This window comes from Oceanobacillus sp. FSL W7-1309 (assembly GCF_038002145.1).
GTDB lineage: Bacteria > Bacillota > Bacilli > Bacillales > Amphibacillaceae > Oceanobacillus > Oceanobacillus profundus.
This window is the reverse complement of sequence record NZ_JBBOBX010000002.1, coordinates 296,244-318,658: the sequence shown is the minus strand read 5'-3', so window position 1 is coordinate 318,658 and position 22,415 is coordinate 296,244. Positions and strand designations below refer to the sequence as shown.

General features: G+C 37.0%; 23 protein-coding genes. 6 read left to right on the top strand and 17 right to left on the bottom strand.

The window, feature by feature from the left end; translation table 11 throughout:
• Positions 1-61: 61 nt before the first annotated feature.
• Positions 62-232, top strand: a complete 171-nt coding sequence (locus tag NST46_RS14235) for a DUF5325 family protein (protein ID WP_158586216.1) — start codon at positions 62-64, stop codon at positions 230-232.
• Between the two features lie 11 nt (positions 233-243).
• Here the strand turns inward: NST46_RS14235 and NST46_RS14230 are convergent, their stop codons facing one another.
• Positions 244-1,050, bottom strand: a complete 807-nt coding sequence (locus NST46_RS14230; RefSeq protein ID WP_095308447.1) for an inositol monophosphatase family protein — start codon at positions 1,048-1,050, stop codon at positions 244-246.
• Positions 1,051-1,182: 132 nt separating this feature from the next.
• Positions 1,183-1,380, bottom strand: a complete 198-nt coding sequence (locus tag NST46_RS14225; RefSeq protein ID WP_095308446.1) for a hypothetical protein — start codon at positions 1,378-1,380, stop codon at positions 1,183-1,185.
• Between the two features lie 332 nt (positions 1,381-1,712).
• Between NST46_RS14225 and NST46_RS14220 the strand changes: the two genes are divergently transcribed.
• On the top strand, positions 1,713-2,333 hold the full coding sequence (locus tag NST46_RS14220) for a YktB family protein (RefSeq protein WP_118888976.1): 621 nt from the start codon (positions 1,713-1,715) through the stop codon (positions 2,331-2,333).
• 97 nt (positions 2,334-2,430) lie between these two features.
• Here NST46_RS14220 and NST46_RS14215 read toward each other — a convergent pair whose 3' ends face one another.
• The 3 genes from NST46_RS14215 to NST46_RS14205 all read right to left on the bottom strand — a co-directional run bounded on the left by NST46_RS14215 (position 2,431) and on the right by NST46_RS14205 (position 4,125).
• Positions 2,431-2,697, bottom strand: a complete 267-nt coding sequence (locus tag NST46_RS14215; RefSeq protein ID WP_118888977.1) for a UPF0223 family protein — start codon at positions 2,695-2,697, stop codon at positions 2,431-2,433.
• 191 nt (positions 2,698-2,888) lie between these two features.
• The gene (locus NST46_RS14210; RefSeq protein WP_095308443.1) at positions 2,889-2,993 is read right to left on the bottom strand and encodes a GapA-binding peptide SR1P; all 105 of its coding nucleotides are present in this window, start codon (positions 2,991-2,993) and stop codon (positions 2,889-2,891) included.
• Positions 2,994-3,252: 259 nt separating this feature from the next.
• A complete protein-coding gene (locus tag NST46_RS14205) occupies positions 3,253-4,125 on the bottom strand; it encodes a polysaccharide deacetylase family protein (protein ID WP_303448229.1) in 873 nt (290 codons plus the stop codon).
• 309 nt (positions 4,126-4,434) lie between these two features.
• On the opposite strand from NST46_RS14205, the gene NST46_RS14200 reads away from it, so the two are divergent.
• Positions 4,435-4,824 (top strand): hypothetical protein, encoded by a 390-nt coding sequence (locus tag NST46_RS14200; protein WP_147379890.1) that lies wholly within the window; start codon positions 4,435-4,437, stop codon positions 4,822-4,824.
• 36 nt (positions 4,825-4,860) lie between these two features.
• On the opposite strand, the gene lpdA is transcribed toward NST46_RS14200, so the two are convergent.
• From lpdA to NST46_RS14175, 5 genes are all read right to left on the bottom strand, one after another.
• Positions 4,861-6,267, bottom strand: a complete 1,407-nt coding sequence (gene lpdA, locus NST46_RS14195) for a dihydrolipoyl dehydrogenase (RefSeq protein ID WP_095308439.1) — start codon at positions 6,265-6,267, stop codon at positions 4,861-4,863.
• Between the two features lie 3 nt (positions 6,268-6,270).
• Positions 6,271-7,542: a dihydrolipoamide acetyltransferase family protein gene (locus tag NST46_RS14190; RefSeq protein ID WP_251659077.1), complete on the bottom strand. Its 1,272-nt coding sequence runs from the start codon at positions 7,540-7,542 to the stop codon at positions 6,271-6,273.
• Positions 7,543-7,565: 23 nt separating this feature from the next.
• Positions 7,566-8,543: an alpha-ketoacid dehydrogenase subunit beta gene (locus NST46_RS14185; protein WP_095308437.1), complete on the bottom strand. Its 978-nt coding sequence runs from the start codon at positions 8,541-8,543 to the stop codon at positions 7,566-7,568.
• A gap of 3 nt (positions 8,544-8,546) precedes the next feature.
• The gene (gene pdhA / locus NST46_RS14180; RefSeq protein ID WP_240033754.1) at positions 8,547-9,590 is read right to left on the bottom strand and encodes a pyruvate dehydrogenase (acetyl-transferring) E1 component subunit alpha; all 1,044 of its coding nucleotides are present in this window, start codon (positions 9,588-9,590) and stop codon (positions 8,547-8,549) included.
• Between the two features lie 824 nt (positions 9,591-10,414).
• Positions 10,415-11,077: a YkyA family protein gene (locus tag NST46_RS14175; protein WP_303448231.1), complete on the bottom strand. Its 663-nt coding sequence runs from the start codon at positions 11,075-11,077 to the stop codon at positions 10,415-10,417.
• 438 nt (positions 11,078-11,515) lie between these two features.
• Between NST46_RS14175 and def the strand changes: the two genes are divergently transcribed.
• The 3 genes from def (at position 11,516) to rnjA (ending at position 14,580) form a co-directional block, all read left to right on the top strand.
• Positions 11,516-12,067 carry a peptide deformylase gene (gene def / locus NST46_RS14170; protein WP_095308451.1) on the top strand — a complete coding sequence of 184 codons (552 nt, stop codon included), beginning with the start codon at positions 11,516-11,518 and terminating at the stop codon, positions 12,065-12,067.
• A 632-nt stretch (positions 12,068-12,699) separates the two neighbouring features.
• A complete protein-coding gene (locus NST46_RS14165; protein ID WP_095308434.1) occupies positions 12,700-12,909 on the top strand; it encodes a DNA-dependent RNA polymerase subunit epsilon in 210 nt (69 codons plus the stop codon).
• A gap of 3 nt (positions 12,910-12,912) precedes the next feature.
• A complete protein-coding gene (gene rnjA, locus NST46_RS14160) occupies positions 12,913-14,580 on the top strand; it encodes a ribonuclease J1 (protein ID WP_118888982.1) in 1,668 nt (555 codons plus the stop codon).
• A 195-nt stretch (positions 14,581-14,775) separates the two neighbouring features.
• On the opposite strand, the gene NST46_RS14155 is transcribed toward rnjA, so the two are convergent.
• The 7 genes from NST46_RS14155 to dapD all read right to left on the bottom strand — a co-directional run bounded on the left by NST46_RS14155 (position 14,776) and on the right by dapD (position 22,308).
• Complete coding sequence (locus tag NST46_RS14155; RefSeq protein ID WP_095308432.1) at positions 14,776-15,441, bottom strand: potassium channel family protein; 666 nt, start codon at positions 15,439-15,441, stop codon at positions 14,776-14,778.
• 93 nt (positions 15,442-15,534) lie between these two features.
• On the bottom strand, positions 15,535-17,361 hold the full coding sequence (locus tag NST46_RS14150) for an ABC transporter ATP-binding protein (protein WP_118888983.1): 1,827 nt from the start codon (positions 17,359-17,361) through the stop codon (positions 15,535-15,537).
• 16 nt (positions 17,362-17,377) lie between these two features.
• Positions 17,378-19,126, bottom strand: a complete 1,749-nt coding sequence (locus NST46_RS14145) for an ABC transporter ATP-binding protein (RefSeq protein WP_118888984.1) — start codon at positions 19,124-19,126, stop codon at positions 17,378-17,380.
• Between the two features lie 248 nt (positions 19,127-19,374).
• The gene (locus tag NST46_RS14140; RefSeq protein ID WP_341137401.1) at positions 19,375-19,821 is read right to left on the bottom strand and encodes a TlpA family protein disulfide reductase; all 447 of its coding nucleotides are present in this window, start codon (positions 19,819-19,821) and stop codon (positions 19,375-19,377) included.
• A gap of 323 nt (positions 19,822-20,144) precedes the next feature.
• Positions 20,145-20,390 carry a YkuS family protein gene (locus tag NST46_RS14135; RefSeq protein WP_095308427.1) on the bottom strand — a complete coding sequence of 82 codons (246 nt, stop codon included), beginning with the start codon at positions 20,388-20,390 and terminating at the stop codon, positions 20,145-20,147.
• A gap of 66 nt (positions 20,391-20,456) precedes the next feature.
• Positions 20,457-21,578, bottom strand: a complete 1,122-nt coding sequence (locus tag NST46_RS14130) for an N-acetyldiaminopimelate deacetylase (RefSeq protein WP_095308450.1) — start codon at positions 21,576-21,578, stop codon at positions 20,457-20,459.
• 13 nt (positions 21,579-21,591) lie between these two features.
• A complete protein-coding gene (dapD, locus tag NST46_RS14125; protein ID WP_303448234.1) occupies positions 21,592-22,308 on the bottom strand; it encodes a 2,3,4,5-tetrahydropyridine-2,6-dicarboxylate N-acetyltransferase in 717 nt (238 codons plus the stop codon).
• Positions 22,309-22,415: the final 107 nt, after the last annotated feature.

Below are 22,415 nucleotides of genomic sequence, written 5' to 3'. Positions count from 1 at the left end.
AACTTTTTTTGAAGAAAACGTTTTTTTCATATATACTATTTATTGAAATAGAGGTGCTTAAATGAAGAATATTAATGTTCCTATGCTTTTATTAGCTATTCTTGTTGTTGCGATGTTCTTTCTTGTTGGACTCGCTATCGCTTTCCGCAATATTTGGTTTATTTTATTATTCCTAATACTCGGATTTGCAATTTTCGGTTATGGTTTATCATTAAAGAAAAGAAGAAAGTGACGAAAATCCCGTCACTTTCTTCCATTTCGGATAAAGGTTATTATTTCGTCCTTCAAGATCGGATTACAAGTAAGTATCGATGTTTTTTCAAGCATATTCACTTCATTTCCATCTATATCACTCGTCACACCGCCAACTTCATTCACAATGACAATACCAGCTGCTACATCCCACGGCGCGAGTCCGATGGATAAATATCCGTTTTCAATTCCTTCTGCCGTATAAGCAAACTCTAATGCAGCAGATCCATACGTTCTCGTGCCTCGTACTTTCTTCACAAAATTCTGCATCGTTTTTTCATCTATAAGTCTATTCTCACACAACCAAAAATGGTTCATTCCTATAATTGCATTTGTTAATTTAACATCTGAAGTAAGCTGAGGTAACTGCTGATTATTTTTGTAAGCTCCTTCGCCCTTTTTCGCATGGTACAGCACATCTGACATCACATCATAAATAATTCCGATTTCACCAATACCATCTTGGTATACGCCAACAGATATTGCAAAGTTTCTTCTTTGATGAACAAAGTTCATGGTGCCGTCAATTGGATCAATAATCCAAATTGTTCCATCAAGAGATGTAACGGAATCACCATAGCCCTCTTCTCCAATAATAAAATGATTGCTATATTTTTCCTTTATGTTCTGAACAAAGAACGCTTCTATACGTTTGTCCAATACCGTAACAAGATCATTTGGATTTGATTTCGTTTCAATGTTCAATGGAGCATTCATTTCATCTCGAATGATCGTCCCTGCTTCCAACACCCATTTTACAGCTTGATCATATATGTCATTGCGAATCGCTTTATCCATATGTACGCCCTCCACTATTATGATTATAATTCCAATTGTAACAAAATGAAGGGACCCCGTCATTGTATATGAATGACCCCAATATGTATTCGAGTATTTCTTAATGCTTCCAATACATATTGGGGTCAGTTATTAAGCGTGCTCATTTTCAATTTGTAACATCTGTTTCCTTAAATCCTCTAGACGTTCCTTAGCTTTAATAATTGAAACTTTATCATTAGCTTGCATCGCATCATAAAGCGTTACCAGCTCATAATCAATCTCCATTCGGATAACAGGCAGTCGCTCTTCAGCCTCTTTTCTCCTTAACGCTTCCATAACATATTTCAACTTCGCCACTTCCTTTCTCAGAGCTTGTTTTATCAGTTTCATGTGTTTTCTTTATTTTATGACTTGGAAATTATATTGTTCATAGCTTTTCTGAAATTAATGATTATTTTTATTATCATTTCCCGTTTTTAGCCTTTTTAAACATAACTGAGAATTTCAGTTCTCTTTAAAGCCTGATCACATAGGGTTGAAACTTAACATTTAAAGCTTTCACACCATATTGCCAATGTTTTCTGTTACAGAATCAATAAGTATGTATAACTTGACTTACAACCTTCTATATTTAATAATAATTATTATAAATAACATGCATGAAGGAAGGAATGAAACTTTTGACTTTTCAAGGATTTAGACGTGAAGATTTTGAAACATTTACGATAGATGGTCTTGATGAAAGAATGGAAGCAATCCAAACAAGAATTCAGCCGAAGTTCCAAGAAATCGGATCTGAACTCGCTGACTATGTAGCAGCACAATTAGGAAATGAAATGTATTTACATATTGCTAAACACGCAAGGAGAACCGTAAATCCCCCAAAGGATACCTGGCTGGCAATAGCAGATAATAAACGAGGATACAAAAAACACCCACACTTTCAAATAGGTTTGTTTGATGATCATCTATTTATGTGGCTAGCACTAATTTACGAATTACCAAATAAACAAGAAATTGCGAAATCGTTTATTTCAGCATTTGATAAAATTAAACAGCTTCCAGACAATTTCGTTGTTTCTTTAGATCATATGAGCAAAGATTCCATAACGCTTCAGGATTTGGAGATGAAACATCTCGAACGCTTTAGAGATGTAAAAAAAGCGGAGTTTTTAATCGGAATTCATGTTCCATCTGAAAGTGATTTAGCTGCAAATGGAGGAGATTTAGTCGATACAGCGAAACGAACCTTTCATACCTTACTCCCATTTTATCAATTAGCACTACAATCTCGTAACTAGCTGATCTTACCCGTTACAAAAACCTTAAGAAAAAAAGACCTTATTCACCTGTATGTGAATAAGGTCTTTGCTTTTCTAAACGGTAATACCAGCATTATTACATTTTAATAAAGTCGTCGGCTGAATCTCTCGCTTTTTTGACAGTATGGTAACACGAATAGCCTGATGAGTCTGCGAATGCTGTAAACAGCTTCTTTTCCTCGCTTTTTGAAGGTACGATCTGTTTAAATCTACGATACAGCAATAGAATTTCTTCGCGACTTACTTTTTTTTCGTAAGCTTTTTCCACAAGTGAATAAAAATTCACAACATCTATGATCTCTTCCGTTGACCACGTCTCATCTATCGGGTACTCATAACTCATTATTCTTATTCACCTCATTATACCTTTTGTGCATATAGACCTATATCAATAAGTTTTTCCGTGATACTTATTATAATACATATCTACTTCTATTTGGTAAACGGGAATTAATTAACCTGTTCGTTTATCTTTTCCCTGTATATGCAAAAAAATAAGCTACACTATATAATGTAGCTTAGCCTATAATTGTATTATTTTTTATCACAAGTAGGACATGTACCGTAAAGAGTTGTTACTTTTTCATCTTCGTAATCTTCAATAACTTGTTGGCAATCTTGACAAATTATTGTACCCATTAAGTCATCCCCTTTTCCAACTTTATTGATAACATATTCATATTATAATATGACACATTATAAGAGTCAATAGTTAATTAGTATAACATATTTAGAGATATCCCATTGAATAAGAGGACTTATTGCTATTCCTTCTAAAATTCATAAAAAAAAACACAACCATATGTATGAAGGCTTATGGTTGTGTCCATTATACGTTAAATCTGAACTTCTCATGATTGAATTCAGTAAGGTTTTTAACTGGTTTATTAATTACCCTTCATTTTGTTTCGATAAGTGTTGGGTCAACTATCTCGTACCCTTTTTCCCTTAAGCCTTCGACAATGCTCGGTAAGCTTTGAGCTGTCCATTCCCGATCATGCATGAGTAAATTCGCTCCCGGTTTCAATAATGAATACGGTACATCCACCTCTGGCCCTTCTCCTGAAATCATTGCTTCCGTAAGCTTTTCCGCATTCATATAAGGCTCGAAATAATCATAGCCGTACGTCCAGTTCATTACTGTCATACCGTCTTCTTCGGCAACTTGAATTGAATATTCTGTATTAGCACCGTGCGGGGCTCGGAAGAATAACGGACGTTCACCAATAATCTCTTCTATACGATCACTTAGACTTATAATCTCCTCTTTCTGTTCTTCTTCAGATATCTCTGGTAATGTTGCATGTGTAAACGTATGATTTCCAATCATAAAGCCCATTTCATGAATTTCTTTGAGCATTTCCTCTTCTTCAGGTGTATCAATAAAATGTCCATTTACAAAGAAGATCGCCCCAGCATCTAATTCTTTTAATGTTTTGGCCATTTCAACAGCATACTTATCAGGCGCATCATCAATTGTCAACAAGACAACATCTTCATTCGTTTCTGCTTCTATTGGAATTACTGACCAATTTTCCGAAATTGTATACTGGGCTTCAATAGAAGGCTCGTCCGTAGCCTTCTCTTCTTCAGATTCTTCTTCCTTCACCTCATCCTCACCTTGTTTTTCGTTCTCTGCTGTCTGATTCTGCTCTTCATTTTCTCCATTTGCAGATGGTGATTTTCCCTGACTCGTCGTTTCTGTATCGCTTGCACAGGCTGATAGAATTGCAAAACCAATAACAAGGATAAAGAATGTAATACGTTTCATATGTAGAACCTCCTCCTAGCTGTAAGAATAGATTACTAGATTTAGTATAAAGCATTCGTGAAACAACTGTCATTTCCGATCGAAAAATATTCCTGTACAAACCAAATAGGAAATGACTTCACGATATACCAATATAATCCACTTCTATTATATACCCCAAACAATGTTGCTTCATGTTTACAATTTCCGACAATAGATTTTCATTTTAATAACAGTTCGATAACATTATCTAAAGTGCACTATTCATTTGATAAACTATCTTTACATTGTCATGAGATAAATTCACAATGAGGAAGTGAATAAAAGTTGATGAACAAGTTCTTATTGATGATTTCTACCCTACTAATTTTACTTACAGGTTGTCAGTCTAAAGACGAAGTCGTTGAGGCTATTTCGTTTAATCCGACGGAATATAATGTCATGATTATCCCAGAAGAATCAATTGAAGAAATTGATGAAATATACATTGATGCCATTATTGATTTAAAAGCAGAATACCCTTATGAATTTGCAGATGCAAAAATGGTCGAAATCGATCCCACAGAAATGGATATACCATTAGACACAAAAGGTACTACTCTTATCATTCAAAAGAATGGTCAGACGGTTGCACAGCTATCTCGCAACATGCCCAAAGATGAAATTATGGAGCAGCTAGAGGTCACTTTAGAAGAAGATAAAAAGGATGCCTTAAACTAAAAGGCATCCTTTTTAATAACGTTCATATTCAATATCTTATAACATATGAATTGGAGTTCCAAGTGCCACTTCTGCAGCTTCCATTGTAATCTCACCTAACGTTGGATGAGCATGGATAGTTAATGCGATATCTTCAACAGTCATTCCTGCTTCAATAGCAAGTCCGATTTCCGAAATCATATCACTCGCATTTGGACCAGCAATTTGGCCACCAATTACTAAGCCATCTTCTTTACGGCTGATTAATTTCAAGAATCCGTCACTATTGTTTAAGGACAACGCACGACCATTTGCAGCAAATGGGAATTTCCCTACTTTTACATCATAACCAGCATCTTTTGCGTCTTTTTCTGTCATTCCAACAGTTGCAAGTTCTGGATCTGTAAATGCTACGGCTGGCACACCAAGATAATCGATTTCAGATTTTTCTCCAGCAATTACTTCAGCAGCAATTTTTCCTTCATAGGATGCTTTATGAGCAAGCGGAGGACCTGCAACAATATCACCGATGGCGAATATATTGTCTACAGAAGAACGACATTGTTTATCGATTTTAACAAGTCCTTTTTCATCAAGCTCAATTCCAGCTTGTTCTAAGCCGATTTCACTTGTGTTCGGACGACGGCCAACCGTTACAAGTACGTAATCTGCTTCAATTGTTTCTTCTTTTCCTTTAGCTTCATACGTAACTTTCACACCGTCAGCTGACTCTTCAACACCTTTAGCCATCGCTTCAGTGATGATTGTAGCACCTTTATTCTTCAAGCGCTTTTTAACAAGCTGTGTCATTTGCTTTTCAAATCCACTTAGGATATCTTTTGCACCCTCAAGGAAAGTAACTTCTGTTCCGAAGTTTGCATAAGCAGAACCTAGCTCACTTCCAACATATCCAGCACCAATAACCACTAATTTCTTAGGAACTTCTTTCAAGTTCAAAGCTCCTGTTGAATCGAGTACACGATCTGAAAATTTGAATGTTGGAATTTCAATTGGTGATGAACCAGTTGCAACGATACAATGTTTGAATTTATATGTTTGAGAAGACTTATCGTCCATAACTTTCGCAGTGTTTTTATCTACGAAATATGCTTCCCCTTTTACGATGTCTACTTTATTCCCTTTAAGAAGGCCTTCAACACCAGATGTTAATTTGTTAACAACGCTGCCTTTCCACTCTTGAACCTTGGAAAAGTCAATTGTCACACCTTCTGATTTGATTCCTAGTTCTTCAGAGCCTTTTGCACTTTCTGCCAAATGACCCGCTTGAATCAATGCTTTTGATGGAATACATCCAACATTTAGACAAACTCCCCCTAAAGCACCTTTATCAACAATCGTCACTTTTTGTCCTAATTGTGCAGCACGGATAGCAGCAACATAACCACCAGGACCTGCTCCAACAACCAGTGTATCTACTTCTACCGGAAAATCTCCTACTACCATTACCTACGCCTCCATCATAATTAATTGTGGATCATTTAGTAATCGTTTAATTTGGTTTAAAGCTAGCTGTGCAGTTGCACCATCAACGATACGATGATCAAAGCTTAGAGATAAAGCAAGAACTGGAGCAACGACAACCTCCCCATCACGAACAATTGGCTTCTCGGCAATACGACCAATTCCAAGAATTACAGCTTCAGGGTAATTCAATACTGGTGTAAACCATTGCCCACCTGCTGAACCAATGTTTGAAATTGTGTTAGAAGCCCCTTTCATCTCATCTGGTTTTAGTTTACCATCACGAGCTTTTCCTGCCAATTCATTTATCTCAGCTGAAATTTCAAAGATGGATTTCTTATCAGCATCTTTTACAACAGGTACAAGTAATCCTTTGTCTGTATCAGCAGCGATACCGATATTATAGTAATGCTTTTGAACAATCTCGTCTGTTGAATCGTCAATCCATGAGTTTAGAATTGGGAATTTTTTAGACGCCGACACAAGTGCTTTCACAACATATGGTAAGTACGTTAATTTAATTTCTTGTTCAGCTGCAACTGCTTTAAACTTCTTACGGTGTGCAACAAGCTCTGTTACATCGATTTCATCCATCAACGTTACATGTGGTGCTTTTGATTTAGAGTTAACCATTGCTTTCGCGATTGATTTACGGATATTTGTCATCTTCTCGCGAGTTTCTGGGTAGCTGCCAGTTGGAACTGCAGCTGGTTTTGCAGCTTGCGTATCAACTGCTTCTTCAGTTGTTTGTTCCGTTTGTGTTGCCGGTTGGTCACCACTTAGGAAGCTGTCAATATCAGCTTTTAGGATACGACCATTTTTACCAGTGCCACTAACTGCTTCAATAGTTACGTTGTTTTCTCTAGCGTATTTTCTTACAGAAGGCATTGCAATAACTCGTTTACCTTCTGTTTCTGCAGGTTCTTCTTTAGCATCTTTTGGAGCTTCCTTTGCAGGCTCCTCTGTTGCTTGTTTGTCAGCTGCCGCTTCTTCCTGACCACTATCATCAGACTCATAACCTTCAGCATCAATGGTAACAAATACGTTTCCTACATTTGCTACCTCACCTTCTGCAACATGTATCTTTTTGATTGTTCCTTCTACTGGTGAAGGAATCTCAACAACAGCTTTATCATTTTGAACTTCGCATAGTACGTCGTCCTCTTTTATTTCATCGCCATCTTTAACGAACCATTTTACAATTTCGCCTTCAGCAATACCTTCCCCGATATCTGGGAATTTAAATTCAAATGCCATACATCTTACCTCCTGTCTTCTATTTAAAAATTAATTACAGTGTTTACTTTTTCAATAATATCTTGATGGTTTGGTAACCAAACCTCTTCAGCGTCCGAGAACGGATAAACCGTATCTGCTGCCGCTACTCGTAATACAGGTGCTTCAAGATGCAAAATTGCTCTTTCCTGAATTTCAGCAACTACATTCGCTGCTACCCCTGCTTGACGTTGTGCTTCTTGCACAACAACTGCACGGCTTGTTTTCTTCACAGATTCTAAAACCGTATCATAGTCAATTGGTGATACAGTACGTAAATCGATTACTTCTGCGCTGATTCCGTCTTTTTCAAGTTCTTCTGCTGCTTTAAGACATGCATGTACCATTGCACCGTAAGCAATTAATGTAACGTCATTTCCTTCTTTTTTCACATCTGCTTTCCCAATTTCTACAGTGTATTCCCCTTCCGGAACCTCACCACGGAAAGAACGGTAAAGCTTCATATGCTCTAAGAAAATAACTGGATCATTATCGCGAATTGCTGAGATTAACAATCCTTTTGCTTCATATGGAGTTGATGGAATAACAACCTTAAGACCTGGTTGCTGTGCCATTAATCCTTCGAGAGAATCAGCGTGCATTTCAGGTGTGTGCACACCTCCACCAAATGGAGCACGAACTGTAATTGGTGCTGTATGATGTCCACCAGAACGGTAACGCATACGAGCCATTTGTCCACTAATAGAATCAATTACTTCATATACGAAACCAAAGAATTGAATCTCCGGAACCGGGCGATAACCTTGTAATGCAAGCCCAATCGCCAGACCACCAATTCCTGATTCTGCAAGAGGAGTGTCGAATACACGGTCTTCACCGAATTCATCCTGCAAACCTTCTGTAGCGCGGAATACTCCACCGTTTTGACCAACATCTTCACCAAACACAAGCACGTTTTCATCATTTTTTAATTCAACGCGCATTGCATCTGTAATTGCTTGAATCATTGTCATTTGTGCCATGATTTACTTCGACTCCTTCTCTTTATAAATTTCCATTTGCTCCTGTAGGTTAGATGGAAGTTCTTCAAACATATTACCGATTAAATCTGTAACCTTTTGTTTTGGTTGTTGTTCCGCTTGTTTAATCGCCTGCTTAATATCTTCTTTTGCTTCTTCAATTACTTTGTTTTCATCTTCTTCCGTCCATAGCTTTTTGCTTTCTAAGAACTTGCGGAAGCGAACAAGTGGATCTCTTTTTTCCCATTCGTTATCCATGTCTTCTGTACGATAACGGGTTGGATCATCACCAGACATTGTATGAGGACCGAAGCGGTATGTTAGTGTCTCAATTAAAGTAGGTCCATCGCCATTGATTGCACGTTCGCGGGCTGCTTGCGTTGCTGCGTAAACTGCTAACACGTCCATACCATCAACTTGAATTCCTTCAATACCAGCTGCAACAGACTTTTGTGCTAATGTCTTCGCATTTGTTTGTTTCTCTACTGGAACAGAAATAGCAAAGCGGTTATTTTGTACAATGAAAATTGCTGGCGCTTTATATGCACCTGCAAAGTTAATTCCTTCATAGAAATCACCCTGCGAAGTACCACCATCACCTGTGTATGTGATCGCAACATTTTTCTTGCCGCGCTTTTTGATTCCTAAAGCAACACCAGCCGCTTGAACATATTGTGCACCAATAATAATTTGTGGGCTTAGTGCGTGTAAATCATCTGGGAATTGGTTTCCGTGAAAATGTCCTTTCGAGAATAAAAAGGCTTGATATAATGGTAGACCTTGCCAAATTAACTGTGGAACATCACGATAACCAGGTAAAATAAAGTCCTCTTTTTCCAGCGCAAATTGACTTCCTAGTTGTGAAGCTTCCTGTCCTGCTGTTGGAGCATAGAAACCTAAGCGACCTTGACGGTTTAGGGCAATTGAGCGCTGATCAAGGATACGTGTATAAACCATACGACGCATAAGCTCTTTCAATTCCTCATCCGATAGATCTGGCATACTATTTTTATTCACAATTTTCCCATCTTCATTTAGAATCTGGAACATTTCGAACTGACTTTCAACATTATCAAGTACATATTTCAAAATGGTTCACCTCTTCCTTTCTTTATACCCTTAATATTATTGTCTTTCCTAGCGTACCCAGAATAAGGTAAATCTCTACAAAAAATTATATATTAATGATGTACCCTATTAAGGTCATAAATAATCACAACCCATAATAAATAATAACCTGTTACATAAATTATGTAAAGTTTATTGATACAATCCAGCTTGCTACTAGATCGTAACCCATTTTTTATATTCGGTCAACAGGTTTGCTTATACATTTCAAGCAAATGAAAGGATTTACATTTTAAGCGGAGGTATTTGATGAACAACAAGATCTAACTGTTATAATATAGCTTTCGAACTGTACTATTAAACTGTATCTATTATTAAGTTTAAGTTTGTCGAAGCAGTTCATTACGAACTCTAAAGCCTTACATATCGGGAAAAGCTGTATTTGCAATCACAAGTATCAAGATTCCGCGAACGTAAAATTGCCTTAGAACAATTCAATCACTATTCCTTGTTATGTTTTTTGCAATAGTAAAGTTGAAAGAAACTGCGAACTAACTTCTCGGCTGTTTTCTTCAAGTATGTGCAATAATCGCCGTCCGGGAGCGCATCGATATCGTTTTTATTAATTCCATATACTAGCGAAGTATATTTCCGGATCGAGTAGACGCACAATCCATTTAAATACACTAATCCACAGTTTATATATACTATCCAACAGTCACTTTTTCAAGTGCAGCTACCATAAGCATAAAATTTGCATGAAAAAACAGACCCAAACTGCTTGTTTATAGGTCTGTTTTTAAATTTTATTCCTCAAATGAAACTGCTATATCTGCCGTTTCATAAAATTCTTTCTTAAATTCATTGTATTCAACTGTGTAGTTATTAAATGCTTCATTGGAATGAAGCACTTGTTCATAGCTTTCATTAATTGAATTAATTTGATCTGTTAATCTATCTTGCTCAAGATCTTCTTGCTGAAGTAACTCATATAGCTCTTGTTCTAATTTTAAAGATTCCGTGTAAGCACCATTAAGATCTTCATAAGCGGAATAACGATTATTCATTACTTCATACATTGACTCTGTAATATCTTTTAGCTCTTGATTTTCAATGTCATCAAGCAACGCTTCAATCTCATTGAATTCTTCTTTTGAACTTACAATACTATCTTTCTCTAGTCCTATTTTTTCTTTTCGTTGCTCAATTATTTCTAATGCTTGATTTGATAATTCCTTAATTGTTTCGAAGTCATCCATACCTAAATCAATAATTTGATTATAAATTTCTTGTTCTTTTAATTCTAAGTCCGTAATTTCACTTTGTTGTTTTTCAAATTCTTCTTCAAGTGTAACTGCTTCTTCAAGATGATTATGTATCTGCTCCTCAGTTGATTGACTGTTACATGCAGTGAACAACACCATCAAGCTAATTGATAAGATCAGTAATAATAATTTCTTAAAATGCACGTTTCTTCCTCCTATGTTTTCTAGTTATCATTAAGTATTTTTAAAGTATAACATAATCTAATCTTACATACAGTGGTGACTTTTTTAAGAGATTGTTCAAAAATTCCGGTAACAATGACGATTCGAGAGCATGAGATCTTCGACTATGTACCGGCACGTCCTATGTCGAACACCGAACACATCCTGAGCAAGCCGGTACAAGGGGCTACGACGTCTCGAACCTTTTGCAACATATAATTTAATGTGATGCCGGATTACAACCTCGTCCAATTTTCTAATACGTACTAACTTGATCAGATATAAATTTAAAATTATGATTTATTCATTGAAGTTATGTTAGTATAATACAATGGTATGGTATTGGATTAAAAAAGAGGATCAATATTTTTATACCCTCTATTACATAAAATATAACCAGTAAGGAGTAATGAATTGATTATGCTAACAATGAAAGATATTGTCCGTGAAGGTCACCCCTCTCTAAAAAAAATTGCTGCTGAAGTGGACATGCCGATTAATGATGATGAAAAACAACTATTAAAAGATATGTTGCAGTTTTTAAAGAATAGTCAAGACGAGGAAATCGCGAAAAAATACGATTTAAGAGCTGGAGTTGGGCTTGCTGCTCCTCAACTTGGTATCGAAAAAAAACTCATTGCCATTCATTTTGAAGATTTTAACGGAAAATTATATAGCTACGGTTTAGTAAACCCCAAAATCATCAGTCATTCCGTTGAACAATCCTATTTAGCTGGTGGAGAAGGCTGCCTTTCGGTGGATCGGGCTGTTGAAGGTTATGTTCCAAGACATGCAAGAATCACAGTGAAAGCAACCGACATGGACGGAAAACCAATAAAGCTACGATTAAAAGGATACCCTGCTGTCGTATTTCAACATGAAATCGACCATCTTAATGGAATTATGTTTTACGATCGTATCAATCCAAATAATCCATTCTCAATACCTGATAATTCCACCGCAATCGAATAATTAGCAAGGTGTCTGTTTTTATGGACACCTTTTTTCTTACACCGGGATGATTGCTGTGGATAGCTATTAAACAGCATGACCCGTTCAGCTCCAGACCTTACTCTCCACTCACCTTCAACCGGGCACTTACGCTTTGCTGCAGATGAAGTACTTTACCAAAATGTATAAGATTTCATTCCATGTAAAAGATAAAATTACAACTAAAACTTGCTAGACTTTTTGATTATTTTTTTAAAAATGATGTATTTTTATTTAAATCTTCCTCATTTCGTACTATACTGTATATAAGAGGATTGGACGGTAGAATGTTTTGTTGCTTTTTCTAGATATCTGAAAGGAGACGTGTGTCCTCATGCTAAAGCGCCTAAAAGATAAGCTGAAGAAACGGTGGAGAGACTTTTTAGGCAAAGAAGGACGTGTACCTACGACTTTTAAATAAGACTACCAAGGATGCAACCAATCACACCAACGAATGATATTTAACGATAAACTGGTATTGCGACGGAAACATGCCAGGCGAAAGTTTTTACGGAAAGGTAATAACATCCAATTTAAAATGGGTTATCGCCTATTACAGGCATAGCTCCTATTAGTTGAACAAAAAAATATAGAAATATGTTAGGAGAGATGAAATGATTTTTAAAGTTTTATATCAAAAGGATCCTAGTGAAGTTCCTGTTCGCGAACGCACAGAAAGCACCTACGTTGAAGCGGATTCAATTAGAGAGGTAAGAAAGAAATTAAAAGATCGGAAATATAACATCGAATATATCCAAGAACTAGATGAGGCACATCTAAATTACGAGAAAGAAACTGGAAAACTTCAGTTGGAGAACGTGTAAGTTATGAAATTTGTCAAAAATGATCAAACAGCCGTTTTTGCCTTAGGTGGACTAGGTGAAATCGGAAAAAACACGTACGCTGTCCAATTCCAGGATGAAATCATTCTTATCGATGCTGGGATTAAATTCCCAGAGGATGAATTATTAGGAATCGACTATGTTATCCCTGACTATACGTACATCGTACAAAATCAGGATAAAATAAAAGGTTTATTCGTAACTCACGGTCACGAAGACCATATTGGTGGAATTCCTTTTCTCTTGCGTGAAGTAAATGTGCCTATTTATGCAGGACCACTAGCAATCGGATTAATTCGCAATAAATTGGATGAGCACGGCTTATTAAGAAGTGCTAAATTAATTACAATACAAGAAGATGATGTTATTAAATTCCGTAAAACTTCCGTCAGTTTTTTCCGTACAACACACAGTATCCCTGATTCATATGGAATTGTCGTAAAAACCCCACCAGGAAATATTGTTCATACTGGTGACTTCAAATTCGACTTTACTCCTGTTGGTGAACCAGCTAATCTTACAAAAATGGCTGAAATCGGCAAGGAAGGTGTACTCTGCCTTTTATCCGATAGCACAAATAGTGAAGTTCCAGGATTTACAATGTCAGAACGAGTTGTTGGTCAAAGCATTCACGATATCTTCAGCCGTGTTGATGGAAGACTGATATTCGCTACATTTGCATCGAATATTTATCGTTTACAGCAAGTAGTAGAAGCAGCTGTCAGGCACAACCGTAAAGTAGCTGTGTTTGGACGTAGTATGGAGTCCGCCATCAACATCGGTTTAGAGTTAGGGTACATCCAAGCGCCTAAAGAGACATTTATTGAAGGAAATCAAATTAACCGATTCCCAGCAAATGAAGTAACGATTCTTTGTACAGGCTCTCAAGGCGAATCGATGGCAGCTCTATCTCGAATCGCTAATGGTACACATAGACAAATCCAAATTATACCTGGTGACACGGTTGTATTTTCTTCCTCACCAATCCCTGGCAATACCGTTAGTGTTAGCAAAACAATTAATAAATTGTATCGTGCCGGTGCAGATGTTATTCACGGTAAACTAAGCAATATTCATACATCTGGTCATGGGAGTCAAGAAGAGCAAAAATTAATGCTTCGCTTGATTAAACCAAAATTCTTTATGCCGATTCACGGGGAATACCGTATGCTAAAAGAACATATCAAACTAGCCGAATCTTGTGGCGTAGAACCTGATCATTCATTTATTATGGATAATGGGGATGTTCTTGCACTGAGTAAAGACCAGGCTTCCATATCCGGCAAGATCCCTTCTGGTTCGATTTATGTTGATGGTAGTGGTATTGGTGATATTGGCAATATTGTGTTACGAGACCGTAGAATTCTTTCTGAAGAAGGACTCGTAATAGTAGTCGTAAGTATCAACATGAAAGAATTTAAAATCGCTTCAGGTCCGGATATTATTTCTCGGGGCTTTGTATACATGAGAGAATCCGAAGACTTGATTAACGAAGCACAAAAGCTTGTATCTTCTCATTTAAATAAAGTGATGGAAAGAAGAACAACGCAATGGTCTGAAATTAAAAATGAGATTACAGATACAATTGCTCCATTCCTTTATGAAAAAACAAAACGTCGACCTATGATTTTACCTATTATCATGGAAGTTTAAGTATAAGTACGTGTTCAAAAGGAGGATGAAAAGGACCGAGAAGTTCGAGGCGGCGTAGCTTTGAGTACCGGAACGTATGGATTTAATACGTGAGGAACAGAAAAGCAAGCCAACGAAGAAATTCGATGTGTCATTTTCACCGGACTTTTGAACAACCTCTAAAAAGACATGGAAGAATTTTCTTCCATGTCTTTTTTAATCATCGATAACAAGATTCCTTTCAAACCTCGAAATATCTTCATCGGCCCCAATCACGATTAAAACATCATTTTCCTGTAATGCATCTTCCGCACTTGGCGAAACATTAATTGATCTGCCTTGTTTAATAGCTACAATATTGCAGCCATATTTCGCCCGAACATCTAGATCAATCAAGGATTTACCAATCATTTTTTCTCCAGCCTTCACCTCTACAATACTATGTTCATCTGATAATTCAAGGTAATCCAATATGTTATGTGAAATAATACTGTGCGCAATTTTCCGCCCCATATCACGCTCAGGATGCACAATATGATGCACACCAATTTTATCTAAGATCTTTTCGTGATAATCATTTTTAGCTTTCACAGTTATTTTCTTTATTCCAAGGTCAACAAGAATAACAGCGGTCAAAATACTCGCTTGAATGTTCTCTCCAATCGCTACTATAACGTGATCAAAGTTTTGAATCCCAATATCCTTTAACGTATCTTCGTCTGTTGTATCTGCAATAACCGAATGATATGCAATCTTTTTATATTCATTAACTCGGTTTTCATCGTTATCAATTGCCAGAACTTGCTTCCCCTCTTTAGAGAGTTCCCGACAAATACTACCACCAAATCTACCAAGCCCTATAACAGCATAGTCCTTTACCATTTCTAACCCTCCAAAAATAATTCTCTGTATCTAATATACGCCTGCAAAAGTTTAGGAGCAACTTTCATGTTGAAAGTTGCTCCTAAATCTGTTTTATATAGCATCAAGCATGGTAAATTGTGACTTCACAAGTTCAAAATACTTTCCCTGTTTATCCATTAATTCCTGGTGGCTCCCCTGCTCTAATATTCGACCTTGCTCCAATACAAAAATATTGTCTGCCTCTCGAATCGTTGATAAGCGATGAGCAATAATTATCGAAGTTCTTCCTTTTAGCAGCTTTCGTAATGCTTGTTGAATTTTCACTTCGGATTCAGTGTCAATACTAGCTGTTGCTTCATCAAGAATAATAATAGTTGGGTCAGCCAGTAATGCCCTCGCAAAGGAAAGTAGCTGCCTTTCACCTGCAGAAAGAATATTCCCGCGCTCTTCTACCTCTGTTTGGTAGCCATATGCGAGCCGCTGTATAAAATCATCAGCACCGACAACTTTTGCAGCTTCTATGACCTCCTCATCCGATGCCGCTGGACGCCCAAAGCGAATATTTTCCATAATCGTTCCAGAAAAAATAAAAGTATCCTGTAATACAACACTAATCTTCTGCCTTAAACTATCTAGCTTTACTTCTCTTAAATCATGTCCATCAACTTTAACAGCACCTGTTGTCGGATCATAAAATCGACTAATCAAATTTGCTATTGTTGATTTTCCGCTTCCTGTATGGCCGACCAGCGCAACTGTTTGCCCCGCCTTCATCTCAAGTGAAATTTCATGCAAGGCTATCCGTTCTTCATTATAAGAAAAACCAACACGGTCAAATTCAATTTGACCTTTCATCTTTTTTAAGGCGTAGGCATCTTGTTTCTCTTCTACGTTGGGCTGTTCATCTAAGAATTCAAAAATACGCTCGGATGATGCCATCGCCATTAATAACTGGTTATACATTTGACCAAGCCTTGAAATAGGCTCCCAGAACATTCCAAGGAAAAATGCGAAAGAAACGAATGTACCAATCTCGATAACCTCACTCAAAATTAAATATGATCCAAACGCGATTAATATAATCGTTCCGATAGCATCACAGATCTCTACTAGCGGTCGAAACATTGCACTTTTTTTCGCCGCATCTTTAAAACTGTTGAAATAGCCTTTATTTACCCCATCAAAAAATTCTGCATTTTCTTTTTCCTGAGAGAAGGATTGTGTAATTCGCATTCCTTGTAGCCCTTCATTTAAATGCGAATTCATACGTGATTGATGCTGACGTACTTCTTGCCACGAACGACGAATCTTTCTTCGCAGCCTCGTTGAGATAAAAAACATTAATGGAATAACAATAATTACTGCAAATGCAAGTGGAGGACTTAGTACAAATAGTATTACAATGATTCCAACCAACATAAAAGCATCCATTAATAAATTGATAATTCCATTCGTAAACAACTCTTGCAAGGAATTAATATCATTCAATATTCGAACCAGAATAGATCCAGCTGATCGGCTATCAAAAAATCGATGTGATAATCGCTGTACATGCGAAAATAATGTGTGTCTTAGATCGTAAATCACATTTTGACCAAGAATATTCACCCATTTAATCCGCAGCGTATTCGCTACATAACTAATCAAGTACATGATAGCTATACCAACAACAAGCTGGATTAGTAAAGACACATTATTTTCTTCAAGTGCGATGTCAATAGCTACTTTCCCAATCAGAATAGGTATCGCAAGCCTAATTATCGTTGAAATAAGCATTGCGATGATTGCTGCGGGAAGGTAGGTTTTCGCATATGGTTTTAAAAATTGCAGTAACCTTCCCATCTGCTGCCAGTTAAATGGTTTTTCAATTGTCTGATCGACGGTATAATAAAACCGTTTTAAGTGCCGGCTTTCTCTCTTTGTTTGAGTGTTTCCCATAAAACGTCACCCCCTGTTAATGAACAGCATTCATGATCTCTTCCCTGTCCTGATATTGGATATTATAAATACGTTCATATGGACCATGATTCTTCACAAGAAATTCATGTGTACCACGCTCCACAACTTTACCATCTTCCAACACTATAATTTCATCTGCATATTTTAAAGAAGAAATGCGGTGAGCAATAATAAACGTTGTTCGCCCTTTCATTACCTCTCTCAATGCTTGCTGAATTTTAAATTCTGTTTCCATATCTACTGCGGATGTGGCATCATCTAAAACTAGAATACTTGGATTGATACAAATCGCTCTGGCAATTGCTATCCGTTGTTTTTGCCCACCAGATAACCCCATGCCTCGTTCACCAAGCATTGTTTCATAGCCATCTGGCATTTCCATTATAAAATCATGTGCCTGCGCACGTTTAGCAGCATCTATGATTTGCTCCCCTGTTACATCTGGATTTCCATATGCAATATTTTCGCGAATCGAGGTAGAGAATAAAAACGGTTCTTGTAATACGAAACCAATATGTTTCCTGAGGTTTTTCAATTTATAGTCTGCTACAGGTCTTCCATCAACTAATACCTCACCATGCTGCGGCTCATAAAAACGAGTAATAAGCTGTGTTATACTTGTTTTACCGGACCCAGTTGCACCAATTAGTCCAATTACCTTTCCAGGCGGTGCATCGAAGCTGATATGAGAAAGTGCAGCATCATCACCTTCAATGTAATTTAATGTAACGTCATGAAACGTAACATGACCTTTGAGTGGCTCAACAACCGCATTTTCTTTTTCAACAATATCTTCATTTGCATCCAGGATCTCAATAAGCCTTTCACCGGAAGCTTTCGCCTGTGAAAACTGATTCACGATAAAACCTAGATTCATTAATGGTCCGAGAATATACCATACTAAACTAAAAAACGCAACGAGCTCACCCAACATTAAACTTCCTTGCATCACCAGATATCCACCGTACGCCAATAATGCTACGACACAAACATTACCGATGAATTCCATAAAGGGAAAATACTTTGCCCAAAGCGAAGAGGTTTTCAAATAGTTTTGCCGATAGTTATCATTATTCGTTGAAAACCTTCCAATTTCAAAGTCCTCTCTTGATAAGGATTTAACTGTATTCATTCCACTAATGTTTTCCTGCACACGGGTGTTAAGCCTGCCAAAGGATTTTCTGATTTCTCGAAATGCCGGATGTACCCGTTTATCAAACTTAAATACAACGATAGCAAGAAAAGGAATAGCAGCCATCGTGACGAGTGCGAGTGGAACAGAGTAATAGAACATAATGCCCAAACTAATCAGAATAAGCAACACAACACGAATAAGCTCTGCAAACCCCACAGAAAGAAAGAAGCGAAATCCTTCCACATCAGCCGTTAATCTCGACATAATGTCACCTGTTTTAGCATTGTCATAATATTTAAATGCTAATCGTTGAAGCTTATCATATAAAGCTTCTCTTAGTTTATAAACCGATGTCATTCCGAAAAGGTCTCCTAAGTACTGAAAGAAAAATATAGAAACCCCTTTTACTATCATTAAGCCAAGAAAAGAAATGCCAATCACTGGTATTAATTCATATCTTGATTGTCTAACCACTTCATCGATCGTAATTTGCAAAATTATGGGATAAACAACAGTGATAGCTGTTACAAAAATTAAAAAGAATAAAGACCAGAAAAAGTATTTCTTGTATGGCCAATAAAAGCGTTTCAGTTTTTTAAATGTCTCCATAATATTTCCACTCCCCTCTAAGTTGTTTTACCGTATTTACTAATATAACGGTTTCCGAAATAAATTGCTACATTTTTTGTTAAATATTTTTAAAATTTTTATTATGCTTTCTATTCCAAGAAAACGTACCGTTCGAAAAGCTTTTAAGTGAATGTCTTAGTTGCACTTATTACAATAGAAGTATTTCACTTTTTTCACCAAAAGAAAAAGCACACCAGAGCAATTGTCAAGGTGTACTTTTCTCTGAATCAGCTATTCTCCTTTAACACTCTTTCCAACCTTCTGCGCAGTAGTGCAATTCCTTCCGATCCAGATTGTGCGTGCCGAAGCATTCCAGCTTTATCAAACACATAATAAGCAGGAACATAACGAAAATTAAACGAATCTGATAGACGTTCATCCATATCCACAAGCACTGGATCTGTAATATTCTTCTCCACTACTGCTGCTCTTATTTTTGAAAGGTCATTATCGGACTCTGAAAGTGGTGTATGGACACTTATTACGTTTAACTTCCCTTTTAACTCATCACGGATTTGATTTATGGAAGGGATCGATTTTTTACAAGATCCGCAGCTTATCGACCAAAAATATATCAGTGTTGGTATCTCACCAATTATGTCCTCCCTCCTTACACCACTACTATTAATCCACATACTCTCCCCTAATTCAGGCATATGATCTCTTAATCTCAATCGAGAAACCTCCTTAAATTTAGAAAAATTGACATACGTTAAAGGACTTTCTTATGCAAGTGTTCTTTGCTTCCTTAGAAACTTTTATAATTCAGCGTACAAACCTCCTATACGGATGCCTTAATTGTACTGTGCAAACAGGAAAGTTTCAGACTTTCCGAAAAAGCACAAATATGTTTGAAAATCTTTTTTATAGCTCTTTAATTTATATATGATAAGTATAAATCGACTGTGCCATTCACATAAAAAAGCGACAACCAACTATCACCTTCCAGATGATAGTTGATTGTCGCACTTAATTACTCACATCATTAGTCGTTTATTTATTGGCTCAACTTTTCATTGACCGCTTGACAAACATCTTCAGAAGTCTGACCTTGCGCGTTAATGACTGGTCCAGCTATACTTGTCGTTTGCATACCCATGACATCTTTGTCCTGACCAGAAATTACACAGCAATCACAATGTGCCGCATCTCTTTCTGTACGTAGGTCAATAATTTCATGTCCCATTTCCATTAATGCCGTTTTAATATCGGTTAAGTTCTCTTCTACAGCAATTCTTGCCATACGTAATCCCTCCTAAAGCATCCATTTACAATTGTAGTATCTACAAAGTTGTAAACAATATACCAATTAATTCGAGAGAGTTTGAACCGTATGTACGACTGCCTTCACTCCAACTTCTAATGCAGCTTCGTCAGGGCTAAGTTTTGCATGATGCAGTCCATATGGAGAGTTTACCCCAAGCCAGAACATAAAACCTGGAATCACTTTTAACATATCTCCAAAATCCTCGCCAGTCATCGCTTCTTTAGCCTCATGATACGTTATACCAATTCGTTTCATCGTTTCATAAAATTCATCGACATACTTCTTTTCATTATAGACTTGATAATAGTTTGCTCCATAATCAATTGTTATTTCACAATCATAACTAATTTCAAATCCTCGTTTCAGTTTTTCAAGCTTTTCCTTAATAATAAGAAGTGATTTTGGATTTAATGTTCGAATTGTTCCTTCAAGTCTCGCTGTTTCCGCCACCGCATTCTGAACAAAGCCACTTTCCATTTTCCCAACCGTAATAACCGCAGGATCCAGTGGATCTAATCCTCGTGAAATAATTTGCTGTATTTGGATTACAAAATTGCTAGCAGCTACTGTCATGTCTTTTGCCAGATGTGGATATGCAGCATGTCCACCAAGGCCTTTAAAATCTATAAACAATTCACTTGTATTAGCAAAAAGAAGTCCGGATTTTGTTGACACTGTTCCAACTGGAAGGTCTGGAGCAATATGTAATGCAAAGATAACATCTGGCTTCCATTGCTGGAACTCAACAGATTGAAGCATTGGGAACGCTCCTCCTGGCCCCTCCTCTGCCGGCTGAAAAATAAACACTACATCGTCGTCGATTTTTTGATCGATAATGCGCTTCATTGCACCAAGTGCAATTGTCATATGAAAATCGTGACCACAAGCATGCATTTTTCCCGTGTGCGTTGATTGGAATGCTAACTCTGTGGACTCCACAATTGGCAGACCATCCATATCACAACGGAAACCAATCATTTTCTTTGGTGCATTACCAGCTATTTTAACAAGTATTCCAGTTTTCCAAGTCTTAACGAAAACTCGTTCATTGTGCATTGCTTCGATTTTTTTCAATATATATTGCTGTGTTTTAAATTCTTGAAAACCTAATTCTGGAATTTGATGCAGATCTCTTCTGATCTCTTGCAATTCCTGTAAATTCATTACCATCGCCTACTTAATTATCTAGTTTACGAAGCTCCTGTTTAATTTCTGTTTTTGATTTCGTTTGCTCATCAATTTCTTTTAATACTTTAGCGGGAGTACCACCGACTAGTGTATATGGAGCAACATCCTTTGTTACAATTGCTCCAGCAGCTACGATAGCACCCTTTCCAATTGAAACTCCTTCTAATACGACAACATTTGCTCCTATTACAACATCATCTTCCACAATAACTGGTTTAGCTGAAGGGGGTTCAATAACTCCAGCAAGTACTGTCCCAGCACCGATATGACAGTTTTTGCCTACAGTAGCTCGTCCACCAAGTACAGCGTTCATATCAATCATTGTGCCCTCACCAATAACAGCTCCTATATTAATGGAAGCTCCCATCATAATAACCACACCGTCACCAATATCAACTTGGTCACGTATAATTGCACCCGGTTCAATACGCGCATTAATTCCTTTAAGATCTAATAATGGAATCGCTGAATTTCTGCGATCATTTTCAATGACATAATCTGCAATTGAGGATTTATTCTGTTCCAAGAACATCTGAATGCTGCTCCATTCCCCGAATAAAACTCCAGTTTGATTCTCTAAAAATGCTTGAATTGAATCATCCATATCGAGGTCACTTAAATTTCCTTTGATGTAAACCTTAACTGGTGTACTTTTCTTACTATTTGAGATAAAACTGATTATTTCATTTGCATCCATCATGTTCATGTTTTTTCTCCTCCTGATAAAAAGCTATTTTATACTTTAACAGAGTGGTTTTCTCATCGCAATAATTTTAGACAAAAAAACCTCAAAAGTTAGATATAGAAACTAAC